Annotated in this window: 27 protein-coding genes; 15 read left to right on the plus strand and 12 right to left on the minus strand. The window is 52.8% G+C overall.

The genetic code is table 11. The features are described 5' to 3' along the window. Positions 1-20: 20 nt before the first annotated feature. The 4 genes from uriH to amiA all read right to left on the minus strand — a co-directional run bounded on the left by uriH (position 21) and on the right by amiA (position 3,393). A complete protein-coding gene (gene uriH / locus ACZRKO_RS02005) occupies positions 21-968 on the minus strand; it encodes a uridine-preferring nucleoside hydrolase UriH (RefSeq protein ID WP_463735603.1) in 948 nt (315 codons plus the stop codon). A gap of 55 nt (positions 969-1,023) precedes the next feature. Further along, positions 1,024-1,473 carry a YaiI/YqxD family protein gene (locus tag ACZRKO_RS02010; RefSeq protein ID WP_463735604.1) on the minus strand — a complete coding sequence of 150 codons (450 nt, stop codon included), beginning with the start codon at positions 1,471-1,473 and terminating at the stop codon, positions 1,024-1,026. After that, positions 1,473-2,438, minus strand: coding sequence for an oxygen-dependent coproporphyrinogen oxidase (gene hemF / locus ACZRKO_RS02015; protein WP_463735605.1), 966 nt, complete (start codon positions 2,436-2,438; stop codon positions 1,473-1,475). The genes ACZRKO_RS02010 and hemF overlap by 1 nt, the downstream gene beginning before the upstream one ends. 70 nt (positions 2,439-2,508) lie before the next feature. Beyond that, the gene (gene amiA, locus ACZRKO_RS02020) at positions 2,509-3,393 is read right to left on the minus strand and encodes an N-acetylmuramoyl-L-alanine amidase AmiA (RefSeq protein WP_463735606.1); all 885 of its coding nucleotides are present in this window, start codon (positions 3,391-3,393) and stop codon (positions 2,509-2,511) included. 291 nt (positions 3,394-3,684) lie between these two features. On the opposite strand from amiA, the gene ACZRKO_RS02025 reads away from it, so the two are divergent. Further along, positions 3,685-4,110, plus strand: coding sequence for a GNAT family acetyltransferase (locus ACZRKO_RS02025; protein ID WP_463735607.1), 426 nt, complete (start codon positions 3,685-3,687; stop codon positions 4,108-4,110). A 79-nt stretch (positions 4,111-4,189) separates the two neighbouring features. Here ACZRKO_RS02025 and ACZRKO_RS02030 read toward each other — a convergent pair whose 3' ends face one another. Next, entirely contained in the window at positions 4,190-4,591 is a 402-nt protein-coding gene (locus tag ACZRKO_RS02030) for a YgiW/YdeI family stress tolerance OB fold protein (RefSeq protein ID WP_463737442.1), read from the minus strand. A gap of 175 nt (positions 4,592-4,766) precedes the next feature. On the opposite strand from ACZRKO_RS02030, the gene ACZRKO_RS02035 reads away from it, so the two are divergent. The 10 genes from ACZRKO_RS02035 (at position 4,767) to ACZRKO_RS02080 (ending at position 14,179) form a co-directional block, all read left to right on the plus strand. Then, the gene (locus tag ACZRKO_RS02035) at positions 4,767-5,216 is read left to right on the plus strand and encodes a DUF2919 domain-containing protein (RefSeq protein WP_463735608.1); all 450 of its coding nucleotides are present in this window, start codon (positions 4,767-4,769) and stop codon (positions 5,214-5,216) included. Positions 5,217-5,359: 143 nt separating this feature from the next. Next, positions 5,360-5,962, plus strand: coding sequence for an RpoE-regulated lipoprotein (locus ACZRKO_RS02040; RefSeq protein ID WP_463735609.1), 603 nt, complete (start codon positions 5,360-5,362; stop codon positions 5,960-5,962). 119 nt (positions 5,963-6,081) lie between these two features. Continuing rightward, complete coding sequence (locus ACZRKO_RS02045) at positions 6,082-6,981, plus strand: Dyp-type peroxidase (protein WP_463735610.1); 900 nt, start codon at positions 6,082-6,084, stop codon at positions 6,979-6,981. Between the two features lie 221 nt (positions 6,982-7,202). Then, positions 7,203-8,225, plus strand: coding sequence for a sulfate ABC transporter substrate-binding protein (locus ACZRKO_RS02050; protein WP_463735611.1), 1,023 nt, complete (start codon positions 7,203-7,205; stop codon positions 8,223-8,225). Then, complete coding sequence (gene cysT, locus ACZRKO_RS02055) at positions 8,225-9,055, plus strand: sulfate/thiosulfate ABC transporter permease CysT (RefSeq protein ID WP_463735612.1); 831 nt, start codon at positions 8,225-8,227, stop codon at positions 9,053-9,055. Before ACZRKO_RS02050 ends, cysT begins: the two co-directional genes overlap by 1 nt. Next, entirely contained in the window at positions 9,055-9,930 is an 876-nt protein-coding gene (gene cysW, locus ACZRKO_RS02060; RefSeq protein ID WP_463735613.1) for a sulfate/thiosulfate ABC transporter permease CysW, read from the plus strand. Before cysT ends, cysW begins: the two co-directional genes overlap by 1 nt. Beyond that, positions 9,920-11,014: a sulfate/thiosulfate ABC transporter ATP-binding protein CysA gene (cysA, locus tag ACZRKO_RS02065; RefSeq protein WP_463735614.1), complete on the plus strand. Its 1,095-nt coding sequence runs from the start codon at positions 9,920-9,922 to the stop codon at positions 11,012-11,014. The genes cysW and cysA overlap by 11 nt, the downstream gene beginning before the upstream one ends. Positions 11,015-11,166: 152 nt before the next feature. Next, the gene (cysM, locus tag ACZRKO_RS02070) at positions 11,167-12,051 is read left to right on the plus strand and encodes a cysteine synthase CysM (RefSeq protein ID WP_463735615.1); all 885 of its coding nucleotides are present in this window, start codon (positions 11,167-11,169) and stop codon (positions 12,049-12,051) included. 114 nt (positions 12,052-12,165) lie between these two features. Next, on the plus strand, positions 12,166-12,849 hold the full coding sequence (locus ACZRKO_RS02075) for a response regulator transcription factor (protein WP_463737443.1): 684 nt from the start codon (positions 12,166-12,168) through the stop codon (positions 12,847-12,849). Continuing rightward, on the plus strand, positions 12,830-14,179 hold the full coding sequence (locus tag ACZRKO_RS02080; RefSeq protein ID WP_463735616.1) for a HAMP domain-containing sensor histidine kinase: 1,350 nt from the start codon (positions 12,830-12,832) through the stop codon (positions 14,177-14,179). The genes ACZRKO_RS02075 and ACZRKO_RS02080 overlap by 20 nt, the downstream gene beginning before the upstream one ends. A 99-nt stretch (positions 14,180-14,278) precedes the next feature. Here the strand turns inward: ACZRKO_RS02080 and crr are convergent, their stop codons facing one another. From crr to cysZ, 5 genes are all read right to left on the minus strand, one after another. Further along, a complete protein-coding gene (gene crr, locus ACZRKO_RS02085) occupies positions 14,279-14,788 on the minus strand; it encodes a PTS glucose transporter subunit IIA (protein ID WP_463735617.1) in 510 nt (169 codons plus the stop codon). A gap of 47 nt (positions 14,789-14,835) precedes the next feature. Continuing rightward, positions 14,836-16,563, minus strand: coding sequence for a phosphoenolpyruvate-protein phosphotransferase PtsI (gene ptsI, locus ACZRKO_RS02090; RefSeq protein ID WP_463735618.1), 1,728 nt, complete (start codon positions 16,561-16,563; stop codon positions 14,836-14,838). A gap of 47 nt (positions 16,564-16,610) precedes the next feature. Next, complete coding sequence (ptsH, locus tag ACZRKO_RS02095) at positions 16,611-16,868, minus strand: phosphocarrier protein Hpr (RefSeq protein ID WP_463735619.1); 258 nt, start codon at positions 16,866-16,868, stop codon at positions 16,611-16,613. 413 nt (positions 16,869-17,281) lie between these two features. After that, positions 17,282-18,247, minus strand: a complete 966-nt coding sequence (gene cysK / locus ACZRKO_RS02100; RefSeq protein ID WP_463735620.1) for a cysteine synthase A — start codon at positions 18,245-18,247, stop codon at positions 17,282-17,284. Between the two features lie 237 nt (positions 18,248-18,484). After that, positions 18,485-19,273, minus strand: a complete 789-nt coding sequence (cysZ, locus tag ACZRKO_RS02105) for a sulfate transporter CysZ (protein WP_463735621.1) — start codon at positions 19,271-19,273, stop codon at positions 18,485-18,487. 225 nt (positions 19,274-19,498) lie between these two features. Here cysZ and zipA point away from each other — a divergent pair, with 225 nt between their 5' ends. The 3 genes from zipA (at position 19,499) to ACZRKO_RS02120 (ending at position 22,841) form a co-directional block, all read left to right on the plus strand. Then, positions 19,499-20,491, plus strand: a complete 993-nt coding sequence (gene zipA, locus ACZRKO_RS02110; RefSeq protein WP_463735622.1) for a cell division protein ZipA — start codon at positions 19,499-19,501, stop codon at positions 20,489-20,491. An 80-nt stretch (positions 20,492-20,571) separates the two neighbouring features. Next, positions 20,572-22,593, plus strand: a complete 2,022-nt coding sequence (gene ligA / locus ACZRKO_RS02115; protein WP_463735623.1) for an NAD-dependent DNA ligase LigA — start codon at positions 20,572-20,574, stop codon at positions 22,591-22,593. 5 nt (positions 22,594-22,598) lie between these two features. Beyond that, complete coding sequence (locus tag ACZRKO_RS02120) at positions 22,599-22,841, plus strand: DUF3820 family protein (protein WP_463735624.1); 243 nt, start codon at positions 22,599-22,601, stop codon at positions 22,839-22,841. A 51-nt stretch (positions 22,842-22,892) separates the two neighbouring features. Here ACZRKO_RS02120 and ACZRKO_RS02125 read toward each other — a convergent pair whose 3' ends face one another. Then, a complete protein-coding gene (locus ACZRKO_RS02125; protein ID WP_463735625.1) occupies positions 22,893-23,894 on the minus strand; it encodes a bile acid:sodium symporter family protein in 1,002 nt (333 codons plus the stop codon). Positions 23,895-24,002: 108 nt separating this feature from the next. On the opposite strand from ACZRKO_RS02125, the gene ACZRKO_RS02130 reads away from it, so the two are divergent. Continuing rightward, the gene (locus ACZRKO_RS02130; RefSeq protein ID WP_463735626.1) at positions 24,003-24,923 is read left to right on the plus strand and encodes a LysR family transcriptional regulator; all 921 of its coding nucleotides are present in this window, start codon (positions 24,003-24,005) and stop codon (positions 24,921-24,923) included. A 24-nt stretch (positions 24,924-24,947) separates the two neighbouring features. Here the strand turns inward: ACZRKO_RS02130 and ACZRKO_RS02135 are convergent, their stop codons facing one another. After that, positions 24,948-25,286 (minus strand): FlxA-like family protein, encoded by a 339-nt coding sequence (locus ACZRKO_RS02135; protein WP_463735627.1) that lies wholly within the window; start codon positions 25,284-25,286, stop codon positions 24,948-24,950. Positions 25,287-25,362: the final 76 nt, after the last annotated feature.

A 25,362-nucleotide genomic window follows, 5' to 3' on the forward strand; every position in this document is an offset into this window, starting at 1 on the left:
CATTTTTTACGAATATTGTCTCAGAATTTCACTTCACCAATGCGCTCCAGCGCATCGATGATTAAGTCCCAGAAACGCTGATGATCGAGAGTCACAGCGACCTGTGTGTGGCAATCCGCTGGCGGCGGGGCGCGGAAATCGGCCACTGTCATACCCAACGTCAGGGTGCCGGTCAGTTCAATGTCTACCGGCACTTTGAGTACGGTCATGACATTTGGGTCGATAACATAGGCCACTGCGCAGGGGTCATGTATCGCCGGGGAGTCAAAACCCTGGCATTTTTTATAAGTCAGGCTGAAGAATTCCAACAGCTCGGTAACGAACTTCGCCGGACGGGTACCGATGGCGGCAATTCGGGCTTTGACTTCAGGAGTCGCAAGCGCCTGATGAGTGAGGTCTAAACCAACCATGGTCAGCGGCCATTTTTCGTTGAACACGATATGCGCGGCTTCTGGGTCAATCTTGATATTAAATTCGGCTACGGCGCTCCAGTTACCTACGTGGTAACCTCCCCCCATCAGTACCACTTCTTTTACCCGCTCGACAATCCGGGGCTCTTTACGCACCGCCATGGCGATGTTAGTCAGCCCACCGGTCGGGACCAGCGTGATGGTTTTTGGCGGATGCGACATGATTAAATCAATAATCAGATCTATGGCGTGAACAGGTTCCAGTGTCAGGGTGGGCTGCGGAAGTATCGGGCCGTCTAAGCCTGAATCACCATGAATGGTATCGGCAATTTCCACAGGACGTACCAGCGGGCGGGTGGCACCAGCGGCAAAAGGTACGCCGGTGATATTCGCTACGCGGGCCACAGCCAGTGCATTGCGGGTGACTTTTTCCAGCGTCTGGTTACCCACCACTGTGGTTACCGCCAGTAACTCGATTTCCGGGTTTCCGTGTGCCAGCAGCATAGCGATAGCATCGTCATGTCCCGGATCGCAATCCAGAATGATTTTTTTAACCATTTCATATTCCTTTAATCAATGTAGTGGTACGTCGGTTTTGGCTGCCTGGCGGGATTTATTTTTTGGCCTGTTGCAGCCATTTATCCAGCTCATTGGCGAATTGTTGGCGGTCGCGCTGGTTGAGCGTCGGCGGCCCGCCGGTTTGCACACCACTGGCGCGCATGGTGTCCATAAAGTCGCGCATATTCAGGCGTTCTTTAATTGTTTCTGTGGTGTAGCGTTCGCCGCGCGGGTTAAGCGCTACGCCCCCTTTTTCAATCACTTCGGCAGCCAGTGGAATATCTGCAGTGATCACCAAATCACCCGGCTCTGTACGCCTGACGATCTCGTTATCGGCGACGTCAAAACCCGCTTCCACCCGCAGGGTGCGCAGAAATTTGGACGGCGGTGTACGGATTATCTGATTTGCCACCAGCGTCACCATCATGCCGGTGCGTTCAGCGGCGCGGAACAACACTTCTTTGATGACGTTCGGACAGGCGTCGGCATCGACCCAGATTTGCATTACTCTTTCTCCCCGTTGCTGAGCCAGTCGCGTACCGGCAGAAAATCACGGTAGAGCGCGGCTTCCTGGCTATCAGTTTCAGGCTGGAAGTTGTATTCCCAGCGCACCAGCGGTGGCATAGACATCAGGATCGATTCGGTACGGCCGCCGGTTTGCAATCCAAACAGCGTGCCGCGATCCCACACCAGATTGAATTCGACATAACGCCCGCGGCGGTACAGCTGGAACTGACGTTCATGTTCGCCCCACGGCAGGCCTTTGCGTCTTTCGACAATCGGCAGATAGGCGTCGGTAAAGCCGTTTCCAACCGCCTGCATGAAAGCAAAGCAAGTGGTGAAATCGGGCGTATTTAAGTCATCAAAGAACAAGCCGCCGATGCCGCGTGCTTCATTACGGTGTTTGATAAAGAAGTAGTCATCGCACCATTTTTTATATTTCGGGTATACATCGTCACCGAACGGCTGGCAAAGCTGCTGCGCGGTCAGATGCCAGTGGTGGGCATCGTCTTCAAAACCGTAAAACGGTGTGAGATCAAATCCGCCGCCAAACCACCATACCGGCTCTTCTCCGGCTTTCTCTGCAATGAAGAATCGCACGTTGGCGTGGCTGGTCGGAATATAAGGGCTCTGCGGATGAATCACCAGTGAGACGCCCATCGCCTGGAAACTGCGTCCTGCCAGTTCCGGGCGGTGCGCGGTGGCGGACGCCGGAAGCGTTGCCCCCGAAACGTGGGAGAAGTTAACGCCTGCCTGTTCGAACACCGCTCCGTGGGTCAGAACCCGGCTGCGGCCACCGCCGCCTTCTTCGCGCACCCACTGATCTTCGGCGAACTGGCTTTTGCCATCAGCGGCAGCCAATTTTTGACAGATTTGATCCTGCAGGGATAACAGGAAGGCTTTGACTTGAGTGATATCGGGTATCGGTAGGCTCACGGGTAAACTCACAGACGTTGACTGAAAAGACATTCAGCACCTTGCGGGCGCTGAATCAAAATAAGGGCATCAGTATAGCGTGAATTGAGTTCGGGTTGGCAGCTTAGCGTGGCCTGCGTTCGTTGGCGTCGAAATATCCAAAAAAATTAACAATTCCCTGTGAAATCGCCTGGGCGATCTCCTTACGAAATGCCGTGGTGCTGAGCAGTTGTTCTTCCTGATGATTGGTGATGAAAGACGTTTCCACCAAAATTGAAGGAATAGAAGGAGATTTCAACACTGCGAAGGCTGCCTGTTCGGTCTGTTCACTGTGCAGATGATGTATAGGACGGATACGGTCCAATACGTGATGGCCGAGCGTCAGGCTGTTTTTAATGGTGTCTGTCTGGACCAGATCAAACAGCACCTGCTGCAGATAGTTATTGTCTTCCTGCGCTACTTTTTTGCCTGCGACCAGATCAGCATCGTTCTCTTTCTTCGACATATAACGGGCCATTGCACTGCTGGCACCGCGATTAGAAAGCGCGAAAACGGAAGCTCCCGACGCGGACGGGCTGGTGTAGCCGTCGGCATGAATAGAGACAAAGAGATCGGCCTGATGCTGATGGGCAATTTCAACACGTTGATACAGCGGGATAAAGTGATCGGCATCGCGGGTGAGTTTGACTTCGATATTGCTGTGCGAGCCGAGGAATTCGCGCACATAGTTGGCGATTTCCAGTACCACATGTTTTTCTTCTGACCCTTCATGTCCCACCGCGCCGGAGTCGATACCACCGTGGCCGGGGTCAATCATCACCAGTTTTTTAGAACCTGGCGGCTTGGGGGCAGGAGCCGATTTGGTGATGTGTTCCTGCTGTGCGGCGCTGGCAGAACGGGAACCAAAGGCAGCAATCGCTAAACCCAGCCCCGAGAGCAACAACTGGCGACGGGTAGCGGAAGCGGGCAGTGGCTGGAAGTGCAAAAATTTGTTCAGGGGGTTTAACATCAGTCCATTACCGTCAGAAAAAGTGCAGAATGCTCTATGTTATAGAGTATCTTTTTTATAGTTTCGATCTGATAACTATTACGGTTTATGAATTTTGTGTCGTAAATGAATAATTCCACGCTTAAGTGGTCGTTTGTTTAATGATTTACGACGAAATTTAACGGCCATATTTAGCCGGATGCGACGGTCATTAATTGCACAAATTGTGATTTTAATATTGCGTATCAAGCAGATCACGCGATAATTAAATAAACTCCTCATACCTTATTAACAGGACAGCGGTGATCAGTGATGGAAATTCGCGTATACCGTCAAGAAGATTTCGAAGAAGTACTGACCTTATGGGAGCGCTGCGATCTGCTGCGCCCGTGGAATGATCCTGAACTGGATATCGAGCGCAAAATTAATCACAGCCCTGAGTTTTTCCTGGTGGCTGAAGTGGGCGGTGAAGTGGTGGGTACGCTGATGGGCGGCTACGATGGCCATCGCGGCTCGGCCGGGTATCTGGGTGTCCATCCGGATTATCGCGGGCGGGGGATCGCCAATGCGTTGATCAATCGTCTGGAAAAGAAATTGATTGCCCGTGGCTGCCCGAAAATCAATTTAATGGTGCGTGCTGAAAACGATGCGGTAGTCAGCATGTATGAAAAGCTGGGCTATGAAGTGTCGGATACGTTGTCACTGGGCAAGCGGCTTATTGAAGATCAGGAATATTAATTTATTCCCAACTGCCTCTTTCGTGAAATGCAAAAGCCCCGATGGAAACATCGGGGCTTTTCTTTGAAGGAAAAGCAGATTACCTGATGATGCTGACGGATTTCACATCCACTTCCACAGAGTTCCAGTCTTTATCCACTTTCCCTTCAATGCGCACCTTATCTTTTGGCGATGCGTTCTGGCCATGCCAGCGTTTGCCATCAATTTCCACATTCAGGGTGCCGGTGTTGTCGCGGAAAATGTATTTATCGTGGTCGATGCGCTGATCGATAAAGCCTTCGAGCATCACCCACTGGTCGTCTTTCATACTTTGTGCATCTTTTACCGTGCTCAGAGCGGTGGTTCCGGTGAATCCGCCCTGTGGGTTGGACGCCTGAGTTTGTGGTTGCTGAGCCGAAGGACCGGTAAAGCCGCCGCTCTGTTGAGCGAGAGCCGGAAGGGTGCAAAGTGCAATGAGGGTTGCCAGAGTGATCTTCTTCATCATAATAGGTCGTCCTTAAACTTGAAGGTTGGGTCGGTTGAATTCAGCAACTATGGCACTGTTTAAGGTGCGTTGCCGCGCTGAGGACCATTAAAACAGACTGTTCTTAACGGTTTCTTAAGGTGGGTTGGTTAATTTGTATTTAACACTGAATCGAAGGAAGTTTTCTGAGGCTATGAACCCGGATGATTATAACAGCCACGGCATGTTGCGGTTGCCGCTGTGGTTCTGGACCATTTTGATTTTGCAGGCGCGGACCTGGCTGTTGTTTGTGATGGCTGCTGCATCGCGTGAGCAGGGTACGGATCTGCTCAAGCTCTTTTATCCGGACACGCAAAGTTTCTGGCATGGCATTATTTTGGGGCTGCCCCCCGCGCTCGCTTTTCTGCTCAGCGGACGCCGTCATCTCTGGCCGCGCGTTTGGCAGGCCGGTTACTGGCTATTACTAACGGGGATGTTCGCGACCTTCGCTCTGCAGGGCTTAGGCTTATGGCAAAGCAGCGACACGCCCTCGTTGATTGATCTGGCGCTGGCGCTGCTTGACGCCGCTGCGCTGGCTTACTGGCTGCTCAGCCGCCGTTTACGCGCCTGTTTTGATTCAGGGCAGCGGCTGGCAGAGAGCTAATTGATGCCCTCCGCTGAACTTTTCGGGCCTATCCGGACTCGAACTGCCGCTGACACAATGAGTCAATTCTGTTGTGGGATTTTCTCAAAATCTCAACAGATGCCTGATGGCAGACTGACATGGACATTAAAGGAGTGAAACGAATGACGATCCGCCCACTATTGCTGGCTTTGCCGTTGCTGCTTGCCGGCTGTTCGACGATGTCAAATATGTCCTGGCCCAGCGTACATTGGTCAAGCATGAATCCGATGAACTGGTTTGGCAGTAATGCCAAAGTGACCGACAAAGGGGTGGGTAACATCTCGGCCAGCACGCCGCTCACGGAAGACGGCGTGAAGGATGCACTCGACGGCGATTATCGCCTGCGCAGTGGTATGTCGATGAATGACGGAAAAATGCTGGCGTTCTATCAGGCGATGGACGACAAAGAGGTCAAGATGACCATCAGCGGCGAGCCGAAAGGCAACGTGCAGCGTGTTGACGTGACAGACAGTAAAGTAGAAAGCGACTGGGGTGTGAAAATCGGCACGCCATTCAGCGACCTCTACACGAAGGCGTTTGACGCCTGCCAGAAAGGCAAAGGTGACGACGCGCAAAACGTAGAATGTAAGGCGCCGCAAAGTACACATGTCTCCTACGTGTTCAGCGGGATCTGGCATGGCCCTGAAGAGCTGATGCCCTCAGACGATGCCCTGAAAGAGTGGAAAGTCAGTAAAATTATCTGGCGTGCCAATCCGGCACAGTAATTTCGCTGTGATAAAGCCCTTTGCGGGGCAATGATAAATCCTCAATGCCTTGCGTCCGCGCAAGGCATTTTTATTGACTTACGTTATGATAGCCGCGTCAAAATTATGAGGAATAAAACATGAATCAGGTTCAGAGCGGCATTCTGCTCGAGCATTGCCGTTTTGGCATTTTCATCGAGGCCAAAGTTCAGGGTGAACTGGATGACCTGCGGCAGGGCTGCCGTCAGTTTGCGGCTGCATTGAGCGATATGCAGCAGAAATTCCCGCAAGAAAATCTTGGGGCCGTGGTGGCGTTTGGTCACGATGTGTGGCGCGATCTGTCCGGTGGGCTGGGGGCCGGTGAGCTCAAGCCGTTTGTGCCATTGGGCAAAGGGCTGGCGCCAGCTACCCAGCGCGATGTGCTGCTGCACATTCAGTCATTACGCCATGATGTTAACTTTGCCCTCGCGCAGGCCGCACTGACGGCTTTCGGTCCATCGATCATCGTTGAAGAAGAGACCCACGGTTTCCGCGGCATTGAAGAGCGTGACCTGAGCGGTTTTGTTGATGGCACCGAAAACCCGAAAGCTGAGGCGCGCGCACAGGTGGCGATTATCCCTGAAGGTGAAGCAGATGCCGGTGGCAGCTACGTGATGGTACAGCGCTGGAAGCATAACCTGACGCAGTGGAACCGTTTTTCTGTGCAACAGCAGGAAGAGGTGATTGGCCGCACCAAGCAGACGGACGAAGAGCTGGATCCGGACACCCGCCCTGATACGTCTCACGTCAGCCGCGTTGACCTCAAAGAAGAGGGCAAGGGCCTGAAAATCTTGCGCCAGAGCCTGCCATATGGCACTGCCAGCGGTGAGCACGGCTTGTACTTCATCTCTTATTGCGCCCGTTTGTGGAACATTGAGAAACAGCTACTCAGCATGTTTGGCGATCTCGATGGCAAACGCGATGCCATGTTACGCTTCACCCGACCGGTAACCGGCAGCTACTATTTTGCACCGTCGTTAACGCAGCTTCTGGCACTGTGATCACGCTGCCTGATCTGCTCAGCGCGCCCGTTTGCGGGCGTGCTGTCTGATATTCTCTCCGCTTTCCCCTCGCAGTTGTTAATGCCTTATAGCTTTTCATGCTTGAAAATCACCAAACGGTATATAAAACCGTTACAGCCTGACCGCCAGTTATAAATACACTGTGTGATATTACGTGGCTAACGCTTGCCATGCCGGGTCACCCTCATTTAAGGCTGAGCATGAAAACTGTCTGGATAACAAACGGATTACTGAAAGGTTCTCTTGCCGCTTTAGTTCTGGCGAGCGGCGCGGCGTCTGCCACCGAATTACTCAACAGCTCTTATGATGTGTCGCGTGAGCTGTTTGCAGCGCTCAACCCTCCTTTCCAGAAACAGTGGGCCGAGCAGAACGGCGGCGACAAGCTGGAGATCAAACAGTCTCACGCCGGCTCCTCCAAACAGGCATTAGCTATTTTGCAGGGACTGAAAGCTGACGTGGTGACCTACAACCAGGTGACCGATGTGCAAATATTGCACGATCGCGGCAATCTTATTCCCGCCGACTGGCAGAGCCGGTTACCGAACAACAGTTCACCTTTCTACTCGACCATGGCGTTTCTGGTGAGAAAAGGGAACCCGAAGAACATCCACACCTGGGACGACCTGACCCGTTCTGATGTCAAACTGGTGTTCCCGAATCCAAAAACTTCCGGCAATGGTCGTTATACCTATCTCGGTGCCTGGGGTGCGTTTAATCAGGAAGACGGCGGCAGTCAGGATAAAACCCGCGCCAAGATGGCCAGCCTGCTGAAAAATGTCGAAGTGTTCGACACCGGCGGCCGTGGCGCAACCACCACGTTTGTTGAGCGTGGCCTCGGCGATGTTCTGATCAGTTTTGAATCTGAAGTGAATAATATCAGTAAGCAGTACGGCGATGACAAGTACGAAGTGATCGTGCCGCCGGTCGATATTCTGGCGGAGTTTCCGGTCGCCTGGGTCGATAAAAATGTTGAGAAAAACGGCACCGAAAAAGCGGCGAAAGATTACCTGAACTATTTGTGGAGCCCGCAAGCGCAGCAGATTATTACCAGTTTTAACTATCGTGTTTACGATAAAAACGCGATGGCAGCCGCGAAAGGGCATTTCCCGGACACCAAATTATTCAAAGTTGAAGATCAGTTTGGCGGCTGGCCGCAAGTGATGAACACCCATTTCAGTACCGGCGGTGAGCTGGACAAACTGTTAGAGCAAGGTCACAAGTAATGTTGTTGTCGAGCAAACGCGTACTTCCTGGCTTCACCCTGAGCCTCGGCAGCAGCCTGCTGTTCGTCTGTCTGGTGCTGCTGCTGCCGCTCAGTGCGCTGGTGATGCAGCTGTCGCAAATGACGCTGGCCCAGTATTGGGCGGTGGTCACCAATGATCAGGTGATTGCCGCTTATAAAGTGACGCTGCTCTCTGCGGGTGTCGCCAGTATTTTTAACTGTTTCTTCGGCATGCTGATGGCCTGGATCCTGACCCGCTATGAGTTTCCGGGCAAAAGCCTGCTCGATGGCCTGATGGATTTACCTTTTGCTTTACCGACGGCGGTGGCGGGTCTGACGCTGGCCGGTTTGTTCTCGGTCAACGGCTTTTACGGCCAGTGGCTGGCGCATTTTGATATCAAGGTTTCTTATACCTGGCTCGGCATAGCGGTGGCGATGGCGTTTACCAGTATTCCTTTTGTGGTTCGCACAGTGCAGCCGGTGCTGGAAGAATTGGGGCCGGAATATGGAGAAGCCGCTGAAACGCTCGGGGCATCCCGCTGGCAGAGTTTCTGCCGTGTGGTATTGCCGGAAGTTATGCCTTCGCTTATGGCGGGCACGGCACTTTCGTTCACGCGCAGCCTGGGCGAGTTTGGTGCGGTGATTTTCATCGCCGGAAATCTTGCCTGGAAAACCGAAGTCACTTCACTGATGATTTTCATCCGTTTGCAGGAGTTTGATTTCCCTGCCGCCAGCGCCATTGCTTCTGTCATTCTGGCTGCGTCGTTATTACTGCTTTTTGCGATCAATACCTTACAAAGCCGCTATGGCCGTCGTCTTGGAGGTCACTGATGTCTGATATTCCGGCTTTTGCAGGTCAAACGCGTCAGCGCATCGACTGGATGAAATGGTTATTAATCGGTACCGGCATGTTGATCTGTCTGCTGCTGCTGGTGGTGCCAATGATCAGCATTTTTGTGTTGGCGCTTTCTGATGGCATTGCGGCGGTATGGAAGAATCTGTCTGACTCCGACATGCTGCATTCGATCTGGCTGACCGTGTTAATGGCACTGATCACCGTGCCGGTTAACCTTATTTTCGGCACGCTGCTGGCCTGGCTGGTGGCGCGCTTTGATTTCCCTGGTCGCCAGCTGTTGCTGACGCTGATTGACATTCCTTTTGCAGTATCGCCGGTGGTCGCGGGGCTGCTTTATTTACTTTTTTACGGTACCAATGGCCCGCTGGGCGGCTGGCTGGATGCGCACAACATCCAGTTTATGTTTGCGTGGCCGGGCATGGTGATGGTGACGGTATTCGTGACCTGTCCATTCGTCATCCGTGAACTGGTACCGGTGATGCTCAGTCAGGGCAGCCATGAAGATGAAGCGGCGGTGTTACTGGGAGCCTCTGGCTGGCAGATGTTCCGCCGTGTCACGTTGCCGAATATTCGCTGGGCGCTGCTTTACGGCGTGGTGCTGACCAACGCGCGTGCCATCGGTGAGTTTGGCGCAGTGTCGGTGGTGTCCGGGGCTATTCGCGGTGAAACCTACACGCTGCCGCTGCAAGTGGAATTATTGCATCAGGATTACAACACCGCCGGTGCGTTTACCGCCGCCGCGCTGTTGACCCTGATGGCGATAGTGACCTTATTTCTGAAAAGCGGCCTGCAATGGCGTTTGAAGCGCCAAAATGACCGTCTTGAGCGGGAGGAAAGCAATGAGCATTGAAATTAACGGTATCAACAAATATTTCGGCCGCACGAAAGTGCTTAATGATATCTCGCTCGATATTGCTTCCGGAGAGATGGTGGCGCTGCTCGGGCCTTCCGGCTCGGGGAAAACCACGCTGCTGCGCATTATCGCCGGTCTGGAAAACCAGAACGCCGGTCAGCTGAGTTTTCATGGCAAAGACGTCACGCGTGTCCATGCCCGCGATCGTCAGGTCGGTTTTGTGTTCCAGCATTACGCGCTCTTCCGCCATATGACTGTGTTCGACAATATTGCTTTTGGTCTGACCGTGCTGCCGCGCCGTGAACGCCCGAACGCAGAAGTCATTAAACAAAAAGTCACCAAGCTGCTGGAGATGGTCCAGCTCGCTCATCTCGCAAACCGCTTTCCTGCTCAGCTTTCCGGCGGGCAGAAACAGCGTGTCGCGCTGGCACGTGCGCTGGCCGTTGAACCGCAAATTCTGCTGCTGGATGAGCCCTTTGGGGCGCTGGATGCGCAGGTGCGTAAAGAGTTGCGCCGCTGGCTGCGTCAATTGCATGAAGAGCTGAAGTTCACCAGCGTGTTCGTGACCCACGACCAGGAAGAGGCGATGGAAGTCGCTGATCGGGTGGTGGTCATGAGTCAGGGCAATATTGAGCAGGTCGGCACGCCGCAGGAGATCTGGCGTGATCCTGCGACCCGCTTCGTGCTCGAATTTATGGGCGAAGTAAATAAAATTGGCGGTGAGATCCGCGGTTCACAACTTTATGTGGCCGATTATCACTGGTCGCTGGATAATCCTCCGCTGCATCAGGGGCCGGTGGATCTGTTCCTGCGTCCGTGGGAAATGGAGATCACCTCACAAAGTAACGCACGTTGTCCGCTGCCGGTGAAAGTGCTGGAAGTCAGCCCGCGTGGTCACTTCTGGCAGCTTATTGTACAGGCTGAAGGCTGGCATGATGAGCCTCTGTCAGTGGTACTGTCGGACTTCAACGGCCAGTCCACCCCGGTTCGTGGCGATCGTTTTTACGTCGGGGGACTTAACGGGCGTCTGTACTCCGGCGACGATCAGCTTCAACCCGTTGCACTGGCGAAGAGTGCCTGATAGCTTTTAGCGGGGATATTATTTTAACGGGTACGACTTTGTTTTAACGGTTAGAGAGAAAGGGCGGTCTGCGAGTCGCCCTTTTTATCGTCTGATACTCATTTATTCAATTTTTATTGGTGTTTATAACCAATAGCGATAAGGCAATTACAGTGAGCACGCTCGAACATTACATCGGTAATACGCCTCTGGTGAAATTACAGCGTCTGTCAAAGGATCTGGACAGCGAAATTTGGGTCAAACTGGAAGGCAATAATCCGGCGGGTTCGGTCAAGGACCGTGCTGCACTGTTTATGATTGAGCAGGCTGAAAAGCGCGGTGAAATTCATCCCGGCGATACGCTAATTGAAGCTACCAGTGGCAATACCGGTATTGCGCTGGCGATGATTGCTGCGCTCAAAGGCTACAAACTGAAACTGCTGATGCCCGAAAACATGAGTCTGGAGCGGCAGGCGTCGATGCGTGCTTACGGCGCCGAACTGTTGCTGGTCAGCCGTGCGCAAGGGATGGAAGGCGCACGGGATCTGGCACTGGAGATGGAAAAACAGGGGCAGGGTAAAGTCCTTGATCAGTTTAATAATCCGGATAACCCGCTGGCGCACTTCACCACCACCGGTCCTGAAATCTGGCGGCAGACACAGGGTCGCATCACCCATTTCGTTTCGAGCATGGGAACCACCGGTACCATCACCGGCGTCAGCCGCTTTCTACGCACGCAAAACGCCGCAATAAACATTATTGGGCTACAGCCTTCGGAGGGCAGCAGCATTCCGGGCATCCGCCGCTGGCCGCAGGAGTATCTGCCAAGGATTTTCCAGGCTGATCTGGTAGATGATGTGATTGATATGGGCCAAACAGAAGCCGAAGAGACCATGCGCGCGCTGGCACGTGAAGAGGGGATCTTCTGCGGCGTCAGCTCCGGCGGTGCCGTTGCGGGTGCGATACGCGTTGCGCGGGATAACCCCGCAAGCGTGGTGGTTGCCATTATCTGTGACCGCGGCGACCGGTATTTATCTACCGGCGTTTTTGATGTCTGACTCTCTGGCATCAGCTACTCTCTACAGACAGAGTGTAAAATTAGAGTAAAAGCGGCTGCACGTAACCGGGTTAGGGGTAAAAATGACCAGAATTCAGTTAGGCGGAAATAAATGATGAAAATTTTGTTAGTCGATGACGATCTCGAACTGGGTACCATGCTCAGCGAATACCTGATAGCCGAAGGTTTCAACGCATCGCTGGTGCTGACCGGTAAAGCCGGTGTGGACGGGGCGATGTCCGGCGATTATTCCGCGATGATCCTCGACATTATGCTGCCTGACATGAGCGGTATCGACGTGCTGCGACAGGTACGTAAAAACAGCCGTCTGCCGATCATCATGCTGACCGCCAAGGGCGACAATATCGACCGCGTGATTGGATTGGAAATGGGCGCTGACGATTACATGCCTAAGCCTTGTTATCCGCGTGAACTGGTGGCGCGTCTGCGTGCCGTGCTTCGCCGTGTGGAAGAGCAGCAGGAAGCGCCGTCCGACTCTTCAACGGTTAACTATGGCGATCTGACGCTTAACCCGGCGACCCGCAGCAGCGAATGGCGCGGTGCGCTGTTTGACCTGACTGCGTCTGAATTTAACCTGCTGGAACTTTTGCTGCGCGCGCCTGAGCGAGTGGTGTCCAAAGATGAGTTATCGGAAAAGGGATTGGGTCGTCCGCGTGAAGCCTATGACCGCAGTATCGATGTGCACATCAGCAACATCCGCCAGAAACTGGCGTCGCTCGAAGGCGGCGATATCCTGACTATTGAAACGGTAAGAAGTATTGGCTATCGCATCAGGTAAACGCCTTCGAGGAAGGCTATTCTGGAAAATCCTGTTCGGATTCTGGTTCACGTTTATCGCTATCACCCAGGTTCTCTGGGTGGTTTTCACTTTTTATAATCACCACGAGCCGCCTGAAAGCGGTATCGCGCGGCGTTTTGTAAAACTGCAAATTACCTCTGCCGTTTCTACGTTACGTTCCGGGGGAATGCCTGCGCTTGACGCGATGATGGCAGACTGGCCGGACGCTGACCGCCAATATTTCTCCGTGACAACGTCCATGGTGCCTGCAGAGGGCGACACCATGAAAGCACTTGAACCGGGCAAGATCCCAAAAGAAATTGTGGAGTTTGTTCAGGGGCCGAAAGGGCAGGGTTATCGTCTGCGTTATGACGTCGCAGGCCTGATGAGTGAGTACCGGCCTAAGCGCCGTGAACATATGCTCAACATTCCCACGCCATTGCTGTGGATCGGGGGGTTAGGCGGATTGTTATTCAGCGCCGTGCTTGCGTGGAACCTGACGCGCCCGATGTTGCAGATGCGCAGGGCCTTTGGCCGAGTGGCGCAGGGCGATCTCTCTGTGCGGCTCTTTTCCAGCATGGGCAAGCGACACGATGAGCTCTCTGATGTTGCCCGTGACTTCGATTCCATGGCTGAGCGTCTTCAGGTGCTGGTTAAGGCCCGTGAGGAGCTCCTGCACGATGTCTCACACGAGCTACGCTCACCTCTGGCCCGTTTGCAGTTGGCGATTGGGTTAGCGCGTCAGAACCCGCTTAACGTCGAAACATCGCTACAGCGTATTGAACACGAGGCGGGCCGCCTCGATAAAATGATCGGTGAATTGCTGGCGCTATCGCGGGCTGAAAACAGCAAAATGCCGGACGAAGAGTATTTCGATCTGTACGGGCTGGTGGAGGCTGTCGTTAATGACGCCAGATATGAAGCCCAGTTACCGGGGGTGGAAATTCTGCTCAAACCTGATGGGCCAGAGCCGACGGACTATACGGTAAAAGGCAATGCGGAGCTGATGCGCCGGGCGGTGGATAATGTCGTTCGCAATGCACTGCGTTTCTCTGCCCGTGGACAGACTGTGACCGTGTCTCTAACGCAGGTTGATCAAAGGCTGAATATTGACGTGGAAGATCAGGGGCCGGGTGTTGAAGAGGATAAGCTTTCCAGCATTTTCGATCCATTCGTTCGCGTGAAGTCGCCACTGTCAGGTAAGGGTTATGGTTTAGGTCTGGCGATCACCCGTAAAGTGATGCTGGCGCACGAGGGGAAAGTTGAAGCCCGGAACGCGGAGCCGCATGGCCTGGTGATCAGCCTGCAAGTGCCACACTGGAAAATTTGATGCGACATGAGCGTTGTGTTTATGTGAAATAAGTTTTTTAGGGGCAATAAAAAACGGCGCTTATCAGCGCCGTTTTTTTACTTATTATCGTTAAGCAAATTACTTTCTGATACGGATAATCGGCGTTTCGCCAACAGTCACACTACCAGTGAGTTTAATCAGCTCTTTGATCTCATCCATGTTAGAGATGACAACCGGAGTCAAGGTAGACTTGGCTTTCTCTTCCAGCAGGGCCAGATCAAATTCGATAATCAAATCGCCTTTCTTCACGCGTTGGCCTTCTTCAGCGATGCGTTTGAAGCCTTCGCCTTTCAGTTCAACGGTATCAATCCCGAAGTGGACAAACAGCTCAATGCCGCTGTCAGATTCGATTGAGAAAGCATGGTTAGTTTCGAAGATTTTACCGATAGTCCCATCAACCGGAGCAACCATTTTGTTGCCAGATGGTTTGATAGCAATACCATCACCAACGATCTTTTCAGCGAAAACAACGTCAGGAACATCTTCAATATTGACAATTTCACCAGAAATTGGCGCTACGATTTCAATAGTGCCAACATCTTTTTTATCATCAGAAACTAATGATTTCAGTTTATCAAACAAACCCATGATCTTCTCCTAAGCAATTATTTGGGCAGCTTTCCAGCGTCGCGCAATTAGCAGAGTGTTTTTTCTTCAATGAACTTGTTAACCAGGTTCATCAACTCTTGCGCCGTAGGTTGGGCCAGGGCCTGATCTGCCAGCGCTTTCACATCTTCGAAGTTTGTATTGCGAATAATTTTCTTGATGCGCGGGATAGAGATAGCACTCATGCTGAACTCATCTAAGCCCATGCCCAATAGAAGAAGTGTAGCACGTTCGTCACCGGCAAGCTCACCGCACATGCCTGTCCATTTACCGGCAGCATGAGATGCGTCAATGACTTGCTTAATTAAACTCAGTACAGAAGGTGACATTGGGTTGTAAAGATGAGAGATCAGCTCATTACCGCGATCGACAGCCAAGGTATATTGGGTCAAATCGTTAGTACCGATGCTGAAGAAATCAACCTCTTTCGCCAGATGGTGAGCAATCACTGCCGCAGCAGGAGTTTCAACCATCACGCCAACTTCAATGCTTTCATCAAACGCTTTGCTTTCGTTGCGCAGCTGCGTTTTCAGCAATTCAAGTTCTGCTTTCAGTTCACGCACTTCTTCTACAGAAATGATCATCGGGAACATGATGCGCAGTTTTCCGAAGGCAGAGGCACGTAAAATCGCGCGCAGCTGGGCGTGAAGAATTTCTTTACGGTCCAAACAGATGCGGATTGCACGCCAGCCCAGGAACGGGTTCTCTTCTTTTGGCAGGTTCATGTACGGCAGGTCTTTGTCACCACCGATGTCCATGGTACGTACGATAACAGCCTGAGAGCCCATTGCTTCAGCAACGGCTTTATACGCCTTAAACTGGTCGTCTTCGGTAGGCAGGCTTTCACGGTCCATGAACAGGAATTCTGTGCGATACAGGCCGACGCCTTCGGCACCATTGCGCTCTGCACCATCGACGTCGCGCACGGTACCGATGTTGGCGCAAACTTCAACTTGATGACCATCCAGCGTGATAGCCGGCAAGTCTTTCAGTTTGGTCAGTTCGTCTTTCTCTGCGATGTACTGATTCTGGACGGCTTTCAGTTCGTCAATAATATCCGGCGTCGGGTTGACGTAGATTTTATTGTTCACGGCATCGAGGATCAGATAGTCACCGTTTTTGACTTGTTTGGTCACGTTACTGGTACCTACGATAGCAGGCAGTTCCAGTGAGCGGGCCATGATTGAGGTGTGAGAAGTTCGGCCACCCAAATCAGTAATAAAGCCGAGCACCTTATTCAGGTTCAGCTGTGCGGTCTCTGACGGAGTCAGGTCGGTCGCCACCAGGATCACTTCATCCTGAATGGAGCCCAGATCAACAATCGGCATGTTCAAAATGTTGCGAACCAGACGTTTGCCAATGTCACGCATGTCACCTGCACGTTCACGCAGGTATTCATCATCGAGATCTTCGAGTGATTTAGCCTGCTCTTCCATGATGGAGTAGGCTGCCGCGTCGGCGGAATTATGTTCTTTTTTGATGAGGGCTATGATTTCTTGCTCAAGCTCTTCGTCTTCCAACAACATAATGTGGCCTTCGAAGATGGCTTCTTTCTCTTCACCGAAGGTCTCACCGGCTTTGGTCTTGATCACTTCCAACTGAGCAGATGCTTTCGCACGGCCAGTCAGGAAACGTTCAACTTCCTGATCAACTTCTTCAGGAGAGATTTTTTTCTGGTTGATGACAATCTCATCTTCTTTCAACAGAAGTGCTTTGCCGAAAGCGATACCGGGAGATACTAAAATGCCTGAAATCATAACCCTACCTTTCTCTTGACTGGTTTAAACTATTAAGACCGGGCTAGTTACTCAAGCTCTGCCATCAGTTTTACCAAGTGTTCAACGGCTTTCTGCTCATCTGTACCTTCTGCAGAGAGCGTGACCACTGTGCCCTGAGTCAGACCCAAAGTTTGCAGTTTGAAAAGGCTTTTTGCGCTGGCACTTTTACCGTTAGAAGTCACGGTGATGTCGGATTCGAAGCCTTTCGCTTCTTTCACGAATTGTGCAGCAGGGCGAGTGTGAAGACCATTAGGTGCAGTGATAGTAACTTCTTGCTGGAACATTGTTGTTTCCCCAACTTATTAAAGTAATGTTGTGGAGCTAAAGTTTAGCGTATTGGCTTCACTTTAGCCTGTAGAGATTAGCGCCTGACTATGGTTCAGGGGCAGGTTCGTATGCAACAGAAAAGAGAAAATAGCGCACTCAGCGATAAAACTCTTTGCCCTAGATCTAGGCTTTTCTGTTATCTCCCCATTATGCCGTCTTTTTCCCTCATGTAACAAATCGGTAAATCGATTCAGCGTGAGGCGACTATGGAGGCGATTAATTTCGCGCACCGAAATAATTGAACGGTTAAATACTAAACCTGGCGACTAAAATCAATCATAGAGTGGTGTAAAGTTTGATGTAGCCCACAAAAAAGCACCCACTTGGGTGCTTTATTAACCAATTACATGCCGTTTTCAGATATGTGGCATTATTGTTGCAATTCTTTTTCAGTAAACAAATCTGCAAACAATGCGGTACTCAGATAGCGTTCACCGGAAGAAGGCAGGATAACGACGATATTTTTATCTGTGAACTCAGGTTCTTCGGATAATTTTACGGCGGCAGCCACGGCGGCACCTGAAGAGATCCCCGCCAGAATGCCTTCTTCTTCCATCAGGCGGCGTGCCATGCTGATCGATTCATCATTCGTGATGAGGGATACGCGGTCAATCAGGGTCAAATCCAGATTACCCGGAATGAAGCCTGCGCCGATACCTTGGATTTTGTGCGGGCCAGGTTTGATTTCTTCGCCATTGCGCGCCTGAGTGATGACCGGTGAATCGGTCGGTTCCACGGCGACCAAGGTGATGCTGCTTTTTTTGCCTTTCAGATAGCGGCCAACCCCTGTGAGCGTACCGCCCGTACCGACTCCCGCAATAAACACATCCACGTCACCATCGGTATCTTCCCAGATCTCAGGGCCAGTGGTTTTTTCGTGAATGGCAGGGTTAGCAGGATTGCTGAACTGCTGAAGGATTAAATAACGCTGCGGGTCGCTGGCCTGGATCTCTTCTGCCTTCGCGATGGCGCCTTTCATGCCTTTGGCGCCTTCGGTCAGCACCAGATTGGCACCCAATGCTTTAAGCAGTTTGCGACGTTCAACGCTCATGGTTTCAGGCATCGTCAGGGTTAATTTATATCCCCGTGCGGCGGCTACATAAGCCAGTGCGATCCCGGTATTACCGCTGGTCGGTTCAACCAGTTCTTTGTCTTTGGTCAGGATGCCGCTTTTCTCAGCTTCCCAAATCATGTTCGCGCCGATACGGCACTTAACGCTGAAGCTCGGGTTACGGGATTCGACCTTAGCCAGAATACGACCATTGCCAATACGGTTCAGACGAACCAGCGGCGTGTGGCCGATTGTTAATGAATTGTCTTCGTAGATCTTGCTCATAACCCGTCCTTTGACTGTAGGCCTTTGACTGTAGGATAGTTCGCGGTGTGAAACGTTTCGTTTTGGAGAAACCTTCAACACTATGAAAATAGTGAGGATCACAAAAGCATACGCGATCGGTTTTTTCAGTGAAGTAAGGAATTGATATATTATATGTTATTAAGAAATATGTTTCAGGCACAAGGGCACAAACGTGACACCCGCCACCCACAAAGGAGGGCGGGTGCGAAAGAAGGATCAGGGATGACGGGTGTTTGAAATGTCTTTATTACCCCCCACGTGCAGCGTGCGGTAGCGGTCAACCCACATTGCCGTTGCGCCACAAACAGCCACCGGCAGGATCACCAGATTAAGTACCGGCACCATCGTAAACAGGCTCACCAGCGCACCAAACTGTAAGTTATCAACTTTATGACGCCCCAGCGAATGGCGCATATCGAGGAAACTCACTTTATGGTTATCAAACGGATAGTCGCAGTACTGAATCGACAGCATCCAGGCACTGAACAAAAACCACAGTACCGGCGCGACCGTCTGGCCGATGCCGGGGATGAAATAGAGCACCAGCAGCACGATGGCACGTGGCAGGTAATAGGCCAATTTCTGCCATTCACGTTTCATGATGCGGGGCAGATCTTTCATGATGTCCCAGATGCCGGTATCGGGCAGCGTTTTTCCGGTCAGCCTCGCTTCGAGCTGTTCAGCCAGCAGGCCGCTAAAGGGTGCGGCAATAATATTGGCAATTGTGCTGAACAGATAACTGAACACCAGCAGGACCGACAGCACCGCGATGGGCCACAGCAGATAATCCAGCCAGCTCAGCCAGGCCGGGATTTTGCTCATCATCGCCGGTATCCATTCCCCCAGCTTCGCGAACAGCCACCAGAACGCACCGCCCATTAAAATAATATTCACCAGTAGCGGTAAAACGACAAAACGGCGGATACCGGGAAGGGAGATCAGTGACCAGCCGCGGCTGAAATAGTGCACGCCATTAACCTGTTCAGCGCGTTGTGAAGATGCCATAAACGAAATTTTCTCTCTGAGTTGAAGGACATGGGCTATCATATCGGTATGATTTTACACTGGCTAGCTGCCCGTTGGTTGAAAAAGCAGCAAAAAGAGGTGTCTCAATCATGTTTATTAGCAGAAAGTAGAGCCGAGACTTGCACTTATCACCTCAGGCAAATAGAGTTAGAAATGTGAATGTTTGCCGTGGTGGCAATGGATTAGAACAACCTAGAGATAGCAATGATGCAGGATTTGCGTCTGATATTAATCGTTGTTGGCGCGATCGCCATAATAGCGTTGTTGTTGCACGGTTTGTGGACCAGCCGTAAAGAACGCTCTTCGCTTTTTCGCGATCGTCCAGCTAAACGTGTGAAAAAAGAACGAGAGCAATCTCCTGCCGACGATTTCGTTGACGGGGTTGGTGAAGTGCGCGTGCGTCCCGCGTATCCGCAGGATGAACCTTCACTGGGCCAATATGACGAACCTGAGCAACCTGCTCCTGTTCGCACTCAGCCGCAGCGTCCGCCACAGGCCCCGCCTGTGCAACAAGCGCCTGCGCCGCGTCAGCCTGTCCAGCAGCCAGCTTCGCCGCAGGGCGATCCTTTGCTGAGCGGTTATTCAGCGGCTGATCCGGCTGATGCTCCTCGTCGTGAACCCGTTGCTGATTTTTCTCCTCAGCACGATGACAACCGTCATGCACCGGTTCCGCCTGCAGAAATTCATGCTGATGCAGCCCCTGCTGCCAAAGCCGAACCACATCACGATGCGCCTTTTGCACTGGCCGAAGAACAGCCTGTAGTGAAAGAGAAACTGAAAGAAACCGTACTGGTACTGCACGTCTCAGCCCATCAGGGCGGTGTGATCGGCGGGGAAGTGTTGCTCAACAGCGTGCTTCAGTCCGGTTTCCAGTTTGGTGCCATGAACATTTTCCACCGGCATGTCAGCCCGGCGGGAAGTGGTCCGGTTCTGTTCAGTCTGGCCAACATGGTTAAGCCGGGTTCTTTCGACCCGGAGAACATGTCTGACTTCTCAACGCCTGGTATCACGCTGTTTATGATGGTGCCTTGCTATGGCGACGCGCATCAGAACTTCAAATTGTTATTACAGTCAGCACAGAGAATTGCTGACGATGTGGGTGGGATGGTGCTTGATGATGAGCGTCGGATGATCACACCACAAAAACTGGAAACCTATAAAGCGCGGATCCGCGAGGTTCTCGAGGCAACTGCCTGATCGGGCAATACGCGTTTCCAGACGTAATCTCCTTCCAATGACCCCCGCTAGCCGGGGGTTTTTTATCTTCATGGTGAGTCATGGCCACAATCGAAAATCAAATCAATCAATTGCGTACGCAGCTGCGCCATCATGAATACCAGTATCACGTGCTGGACGCCCCCGAAGTCCCCGATGCGGAATATGACCGGCTGATGCGCGAACTGCGCGAACTGGAAACTGCCCACCCTGAACTTATCACTGCCGATTCCCCGACCCAACGCGTCGGTGCTGCGCCGATTTCGGCTTTCGAGCAGGTGAAACATCAGGTACCTATGCTGTCGCTGGATAACGTCTTCGACGACGAAAGCTATCTGGCATTCTACAAGCGTGTGCAGGATCGTCTGAAAACCACTGAGCCGCTGACCTTTTGCTGTGAGCTGAAACTCGACGGACTGGCCGTCAGTCTGCTGTATGAAAACGGTGAGCTGGTTCAGGCCGCGACCCGCGGCGATGGCACAACGGGCGAGAATATTACCGCTAACGTGCGCACCATCCGTGCGATCCCCCTGCGCCTGCGCGGTGAGAACATCCCGGCGCGTCTCGAAGTGCGCGGTGAAGTATTCATGCCGCAACCCGGTTTTGAGGCGCTGAATGAAGAAGCACGCCGCACCGGAGGCAAAGTTTTTGCAAACCCGCGTAACGCCGCCGCAGGCTCACTGCGCCAGCTCGATCCGCGCATTACCGCCAAACGCCCGCTGACCTTTTTCTGCTACGGTGTCGGTGTGCTGGAAGGCGGAGAACTGCCGCGCAGCCATATAGGCCGCCTGCACCAGTTTAAAGAGTGGGGACTGCCGGTCAGCGATCGGGTTCGCTTGTGCACCGGCAGCGCCGAAGTGCTGGCGTTTTACCGTCAGGTAGAAGCAGACCGCCCGACGCTCGGTTTTGATATCGACGGCGTGGTGGTGAAAATTGACTCGCTGGATATCCAGGAAACCTTAGGTTTTGTCGCCCGCGCGCCGCGCTGGGCCACGGCGTTTAAATTCCCGGCGCAGGAGCAAATTACGCTGGTGAAAGACGTGGAGTTCCAGGTTGGTCGTACCGGCGCAATTACACCCGTAGCGCGTCTTGAGCCGGTGCTGGTTGCCGGTGTGATGGTCAGTAATGCAACGCTGCACAATGCCGATGAAATCGAGCGTCTCGGCCTGCGTATCGGCGATACGGTGATTGTCCGCCGTGCCGGTGACGTTATTCCGCAAGTCGTTGGCGTGGTGATGGATGAACGCCCGGAGAATGCTCGTGAAGTGGTGTTCCCGACGCACTGCCCGGTGTGTAATTCTGACGTCGAACGCGTGGAAGGCGAAGCCGTGGCCCGCTGTACCGGCGGCCTTATTTGCGGTGCGCAGCGTAAAGAAGCGCTTAAGCATTTCGTCTCCCGCCGCGCGCTGGATGTTGACGGCATGGGCGATAAAATTATCGACCAGCTGGTAGAAAAAGAGTACGTCAAAAATCCGGCGGATCTGTTCCGTCTGACGGCGGGTAAGCTCACCGGTCTGGACCGTATGGGGCCAAAGTCGGCGCAGAACGTAGTCAATGCGCTGGCAAAAGCCAAAGAAACCACGCTGGCCCGCTTCCTCTATGCCCTTGGAATACGTGAAGTCGGTGAGTCAACGGCTGCCAATCTGGCTGCCCATTATGGTTCGATTGACGCCCTGCGCGCAGCGGACGTGGAATCGCTGAAATCCGTGCCAGACGTGGGTGATGTCGTCGCCAAACACGTGGTGAATTTTCTCTCAGAAGAGCATAACCAGCAGGTGATTAACGAGCTGCTCAGCCCGGAAATCAACATTCACTGGCCAGACGTGAAGGTGATTGTTCCTGAAGATATCGACAGCCCGTTTGCCGGTAAAATCGTGGTGCTGACCGGGTCGCTGACCGTGCTGTCGCGTGACGAAGCCAAAGATCGTTTGACGGCGCTCGGGGCGAAAGTGTCCGGCAGCGTGTCGAAGAAAACCGATCTGGTGATCGCGGGTGAAGCGGCCGGTTCCAAGCTGGTAAAAGCGCAGGAGCTGGGGATTGAAGTGATCGACGAAGCGGAAATGATCCGTCTGCTGGGTGAATAAACGTCATGGAAAAAGAAGATCTGATTGAAATCGCCAACATGAAAATGCCGTTTGGCAAATATGCCGGGCGCGTATTGATCGATTTGCCCGAGGAGTATCTGCTGTGGTTCGCCCGCAAAGACGAATTTCCGGCAGGGAAATTAGGCGAGCTGATGCAGTTGACGCTGGCAATTAAAAGCGAAGGTTTGCAAAGTTTGATTAACCCGCTGCGCCGCAGCGGGCCGGGGCTTTCAGGTACCGACGAGTGACAAAAAGGCGCTGATGTCAGCGCCTTTTCTCTGTCTGACATTCACCGAAAATCAGTTAGCTTTGGCCTGCACCTGATTTTGCGGCTCTGCGGCTTTCACTTCTTGTTTGCTCTTATAGCGTTTTGCCAGCACCGCGCAGGTCATTAGCTGAACCTGATGGAAAATCATCAGCGGCAGCACCATCATGCCAATGGCGCTGACCGGAAACAGAATGTTGGCCATCGGAATGCCGTTCGCCAGACTTTTCTTCGAACCACAAAAGACAATCGTGATTTCATCGGGCTTACTGAACCCCATCCAGCGGGCCATGTACGTATTGATCACCAGAATAAACGTCAGCAGCACCAGGCTGAAGGCCACGATAAACAGCAGTGAACCCAACCCCACCTGATGCCATATGCCCTGCGTGACAGCTTCGCTGAACGCGGAATAGACCACCAGCAGAATTGAGGTCTGATCGGTTTTGCCGATCATCTTGCGGTGGCGCTCTACAAATCCGCCAATCAGCGGGCGCAGCAAATGCCCGGCCACAAACGGCACCAGTAACTGCAATATGATGTGCCAGATTTGCTGCAGGCTGTCACCGGCAGAACCCTGCACATGCATCAGCAGGCTGACCAGCAACGGCGACACAAAAATACCCAGCAGGCTGGATGCCGACGCGCTGCACACTGCGGCCGCTACGTTACCGCCAGCCAGAGAGGTAAAGGCAATGGCTGACTGCACGGTGGCAGGCAAAATGCACAGGTAAACAAAGCCGCTGTAAATTTGCGGGCTGACATCCACCGGATGCCACCATTGGAACAGTAATCCCAGCGCGGGGAACAGAATGAAAGTGCTGCACATCACCCATAAATGCAGCCGCCAGTTATTGCTCCCGGCGAAAATCGCTTCGCGCGACAGCTTGGCGCCGTGCATAAAAAACAGCAGGCCGATGGCGATAATCGTCAGGTTATTAAAGAAGGCGACGAAGACGCCGCTGGCGGGGAAAAAGGTGGCTAACAGCACGGTGGCAATCAGCGTAAGGGTGAAACGATCGGGCATAAATCGCATAGCGGTTCTCAGCATAAGTAAGGAACGACATAAATCTATGCGGCTATTCTGAACGGGAGGTATACAATTAAAAAATTGATTTATTTAATACATTGATGAAATTAATTCATGAATTATTCACTCAGACAGCTTCGCGTGTTTGTGGCCGTGGCCCGTTATCAGAGTTTTAGCCGGGCCGGGGAAGCCATCGGGCTGAGTCAGTCAGCTATCAGCCATAGCATGAAGGAGCTGGAAGCCGAAATGAGCGTGCGGTTATTGGACCGCACTACGCGTGAAGTGGTGCTGACGGACGCCGGGCAGCGTCTGGTTCACCGCGTGGAGCCGCTGCTGGATGAGTTGCACGCTATGCTGCTCGATACGCGCAGTTTTGGTACCCAGCACAATGGCCGCGTGCGCATTGCCTCCAGCCAGACGATTTCGGCCCAACTGATGCCGCAGTGCATCGCCAGCGGAGGGCTGGAGTATCCGGAAATCCGCATCTTATTGCGCGATCAGGCTCAGCGGCTGGTACTTAACAGCGTGCGCAACGGGGAGGTGGATTTTGGCATTGTGATTGATCCCGGCGTCAGTGCCGATCTGGAGTGCGAGACGATTCTCCACGAGCCTTTTCTGCTGCTGTGCCGCGGTGACCACACGTTCGCCAGTCAGCCTACGGTTAGCTGGAAAGAGCTCAGCGGCTGTCCGCTGGTATTGCAGGATTACGCTTCAGGCAGCCGGATGCTGATCGACAGTGCGCTGATGCAGCAGGGGGTAGAAGCGGAGATCGCCCAGGAGATAGGGCATCCGGCAACGCTGTTTCCTATGGTTGAAGCAGGTATTGGTATCAGCGTGCTTCCGGCGCTGGCGCTGCCGTTACCGCAGGGCAGCCAGCTGGTGGTGCGTCCTCTGACGCCAGAAATCAACCGTGCGCTGATGCTGGTACGGCGAAAAAACCGTTCCCTTTCACCCGCAGCTCAGGCTATCTGGCAGGTCGTAAAACAGCAGGCGGCGCATCTCACTGAAAAACGCAGCCTGCGCGGATTGCTTTAACGCCGTTTCTGCCCAGAAAAAGGGTCAGACATAAATATCAATCTGGCCGGATGAGGCCGGTCTGTTAACGCTTTTATCTTCGGCTGCGTTTGCGGCCAGCTGAGCCTGTTCGGCCTTCTGCTCTGCTTTTTGCGCCTGCTGTTGCTGGATCTGCTGGATTTGTTCCTGCAACATCAAAATCTGCTGCTGAATAGATTCCACCTGCTTTTGAACTGCATCGGAATCCCCGCCGCCCTGGCTTAAATCTTTGATTTTTTGCGTCAGTTTTTGGATTTGTTGGGTCAACTGAGCAATTTGCCCACCGCCACCGCTGGATGACACGCTGCCCGCCGAGCTGGTCGTGGTTACGTTGATCGTCGTCATTATTGCCTCCGTTATGGGTTCACCTGCTTTACACGTGATTGTGCTCAACAGGTATCGGCGGCCGGTTTGGGATCTT

The sequence above is a fragment of the Ewingella sp. C233 genome (assembly GCF_055407225.1).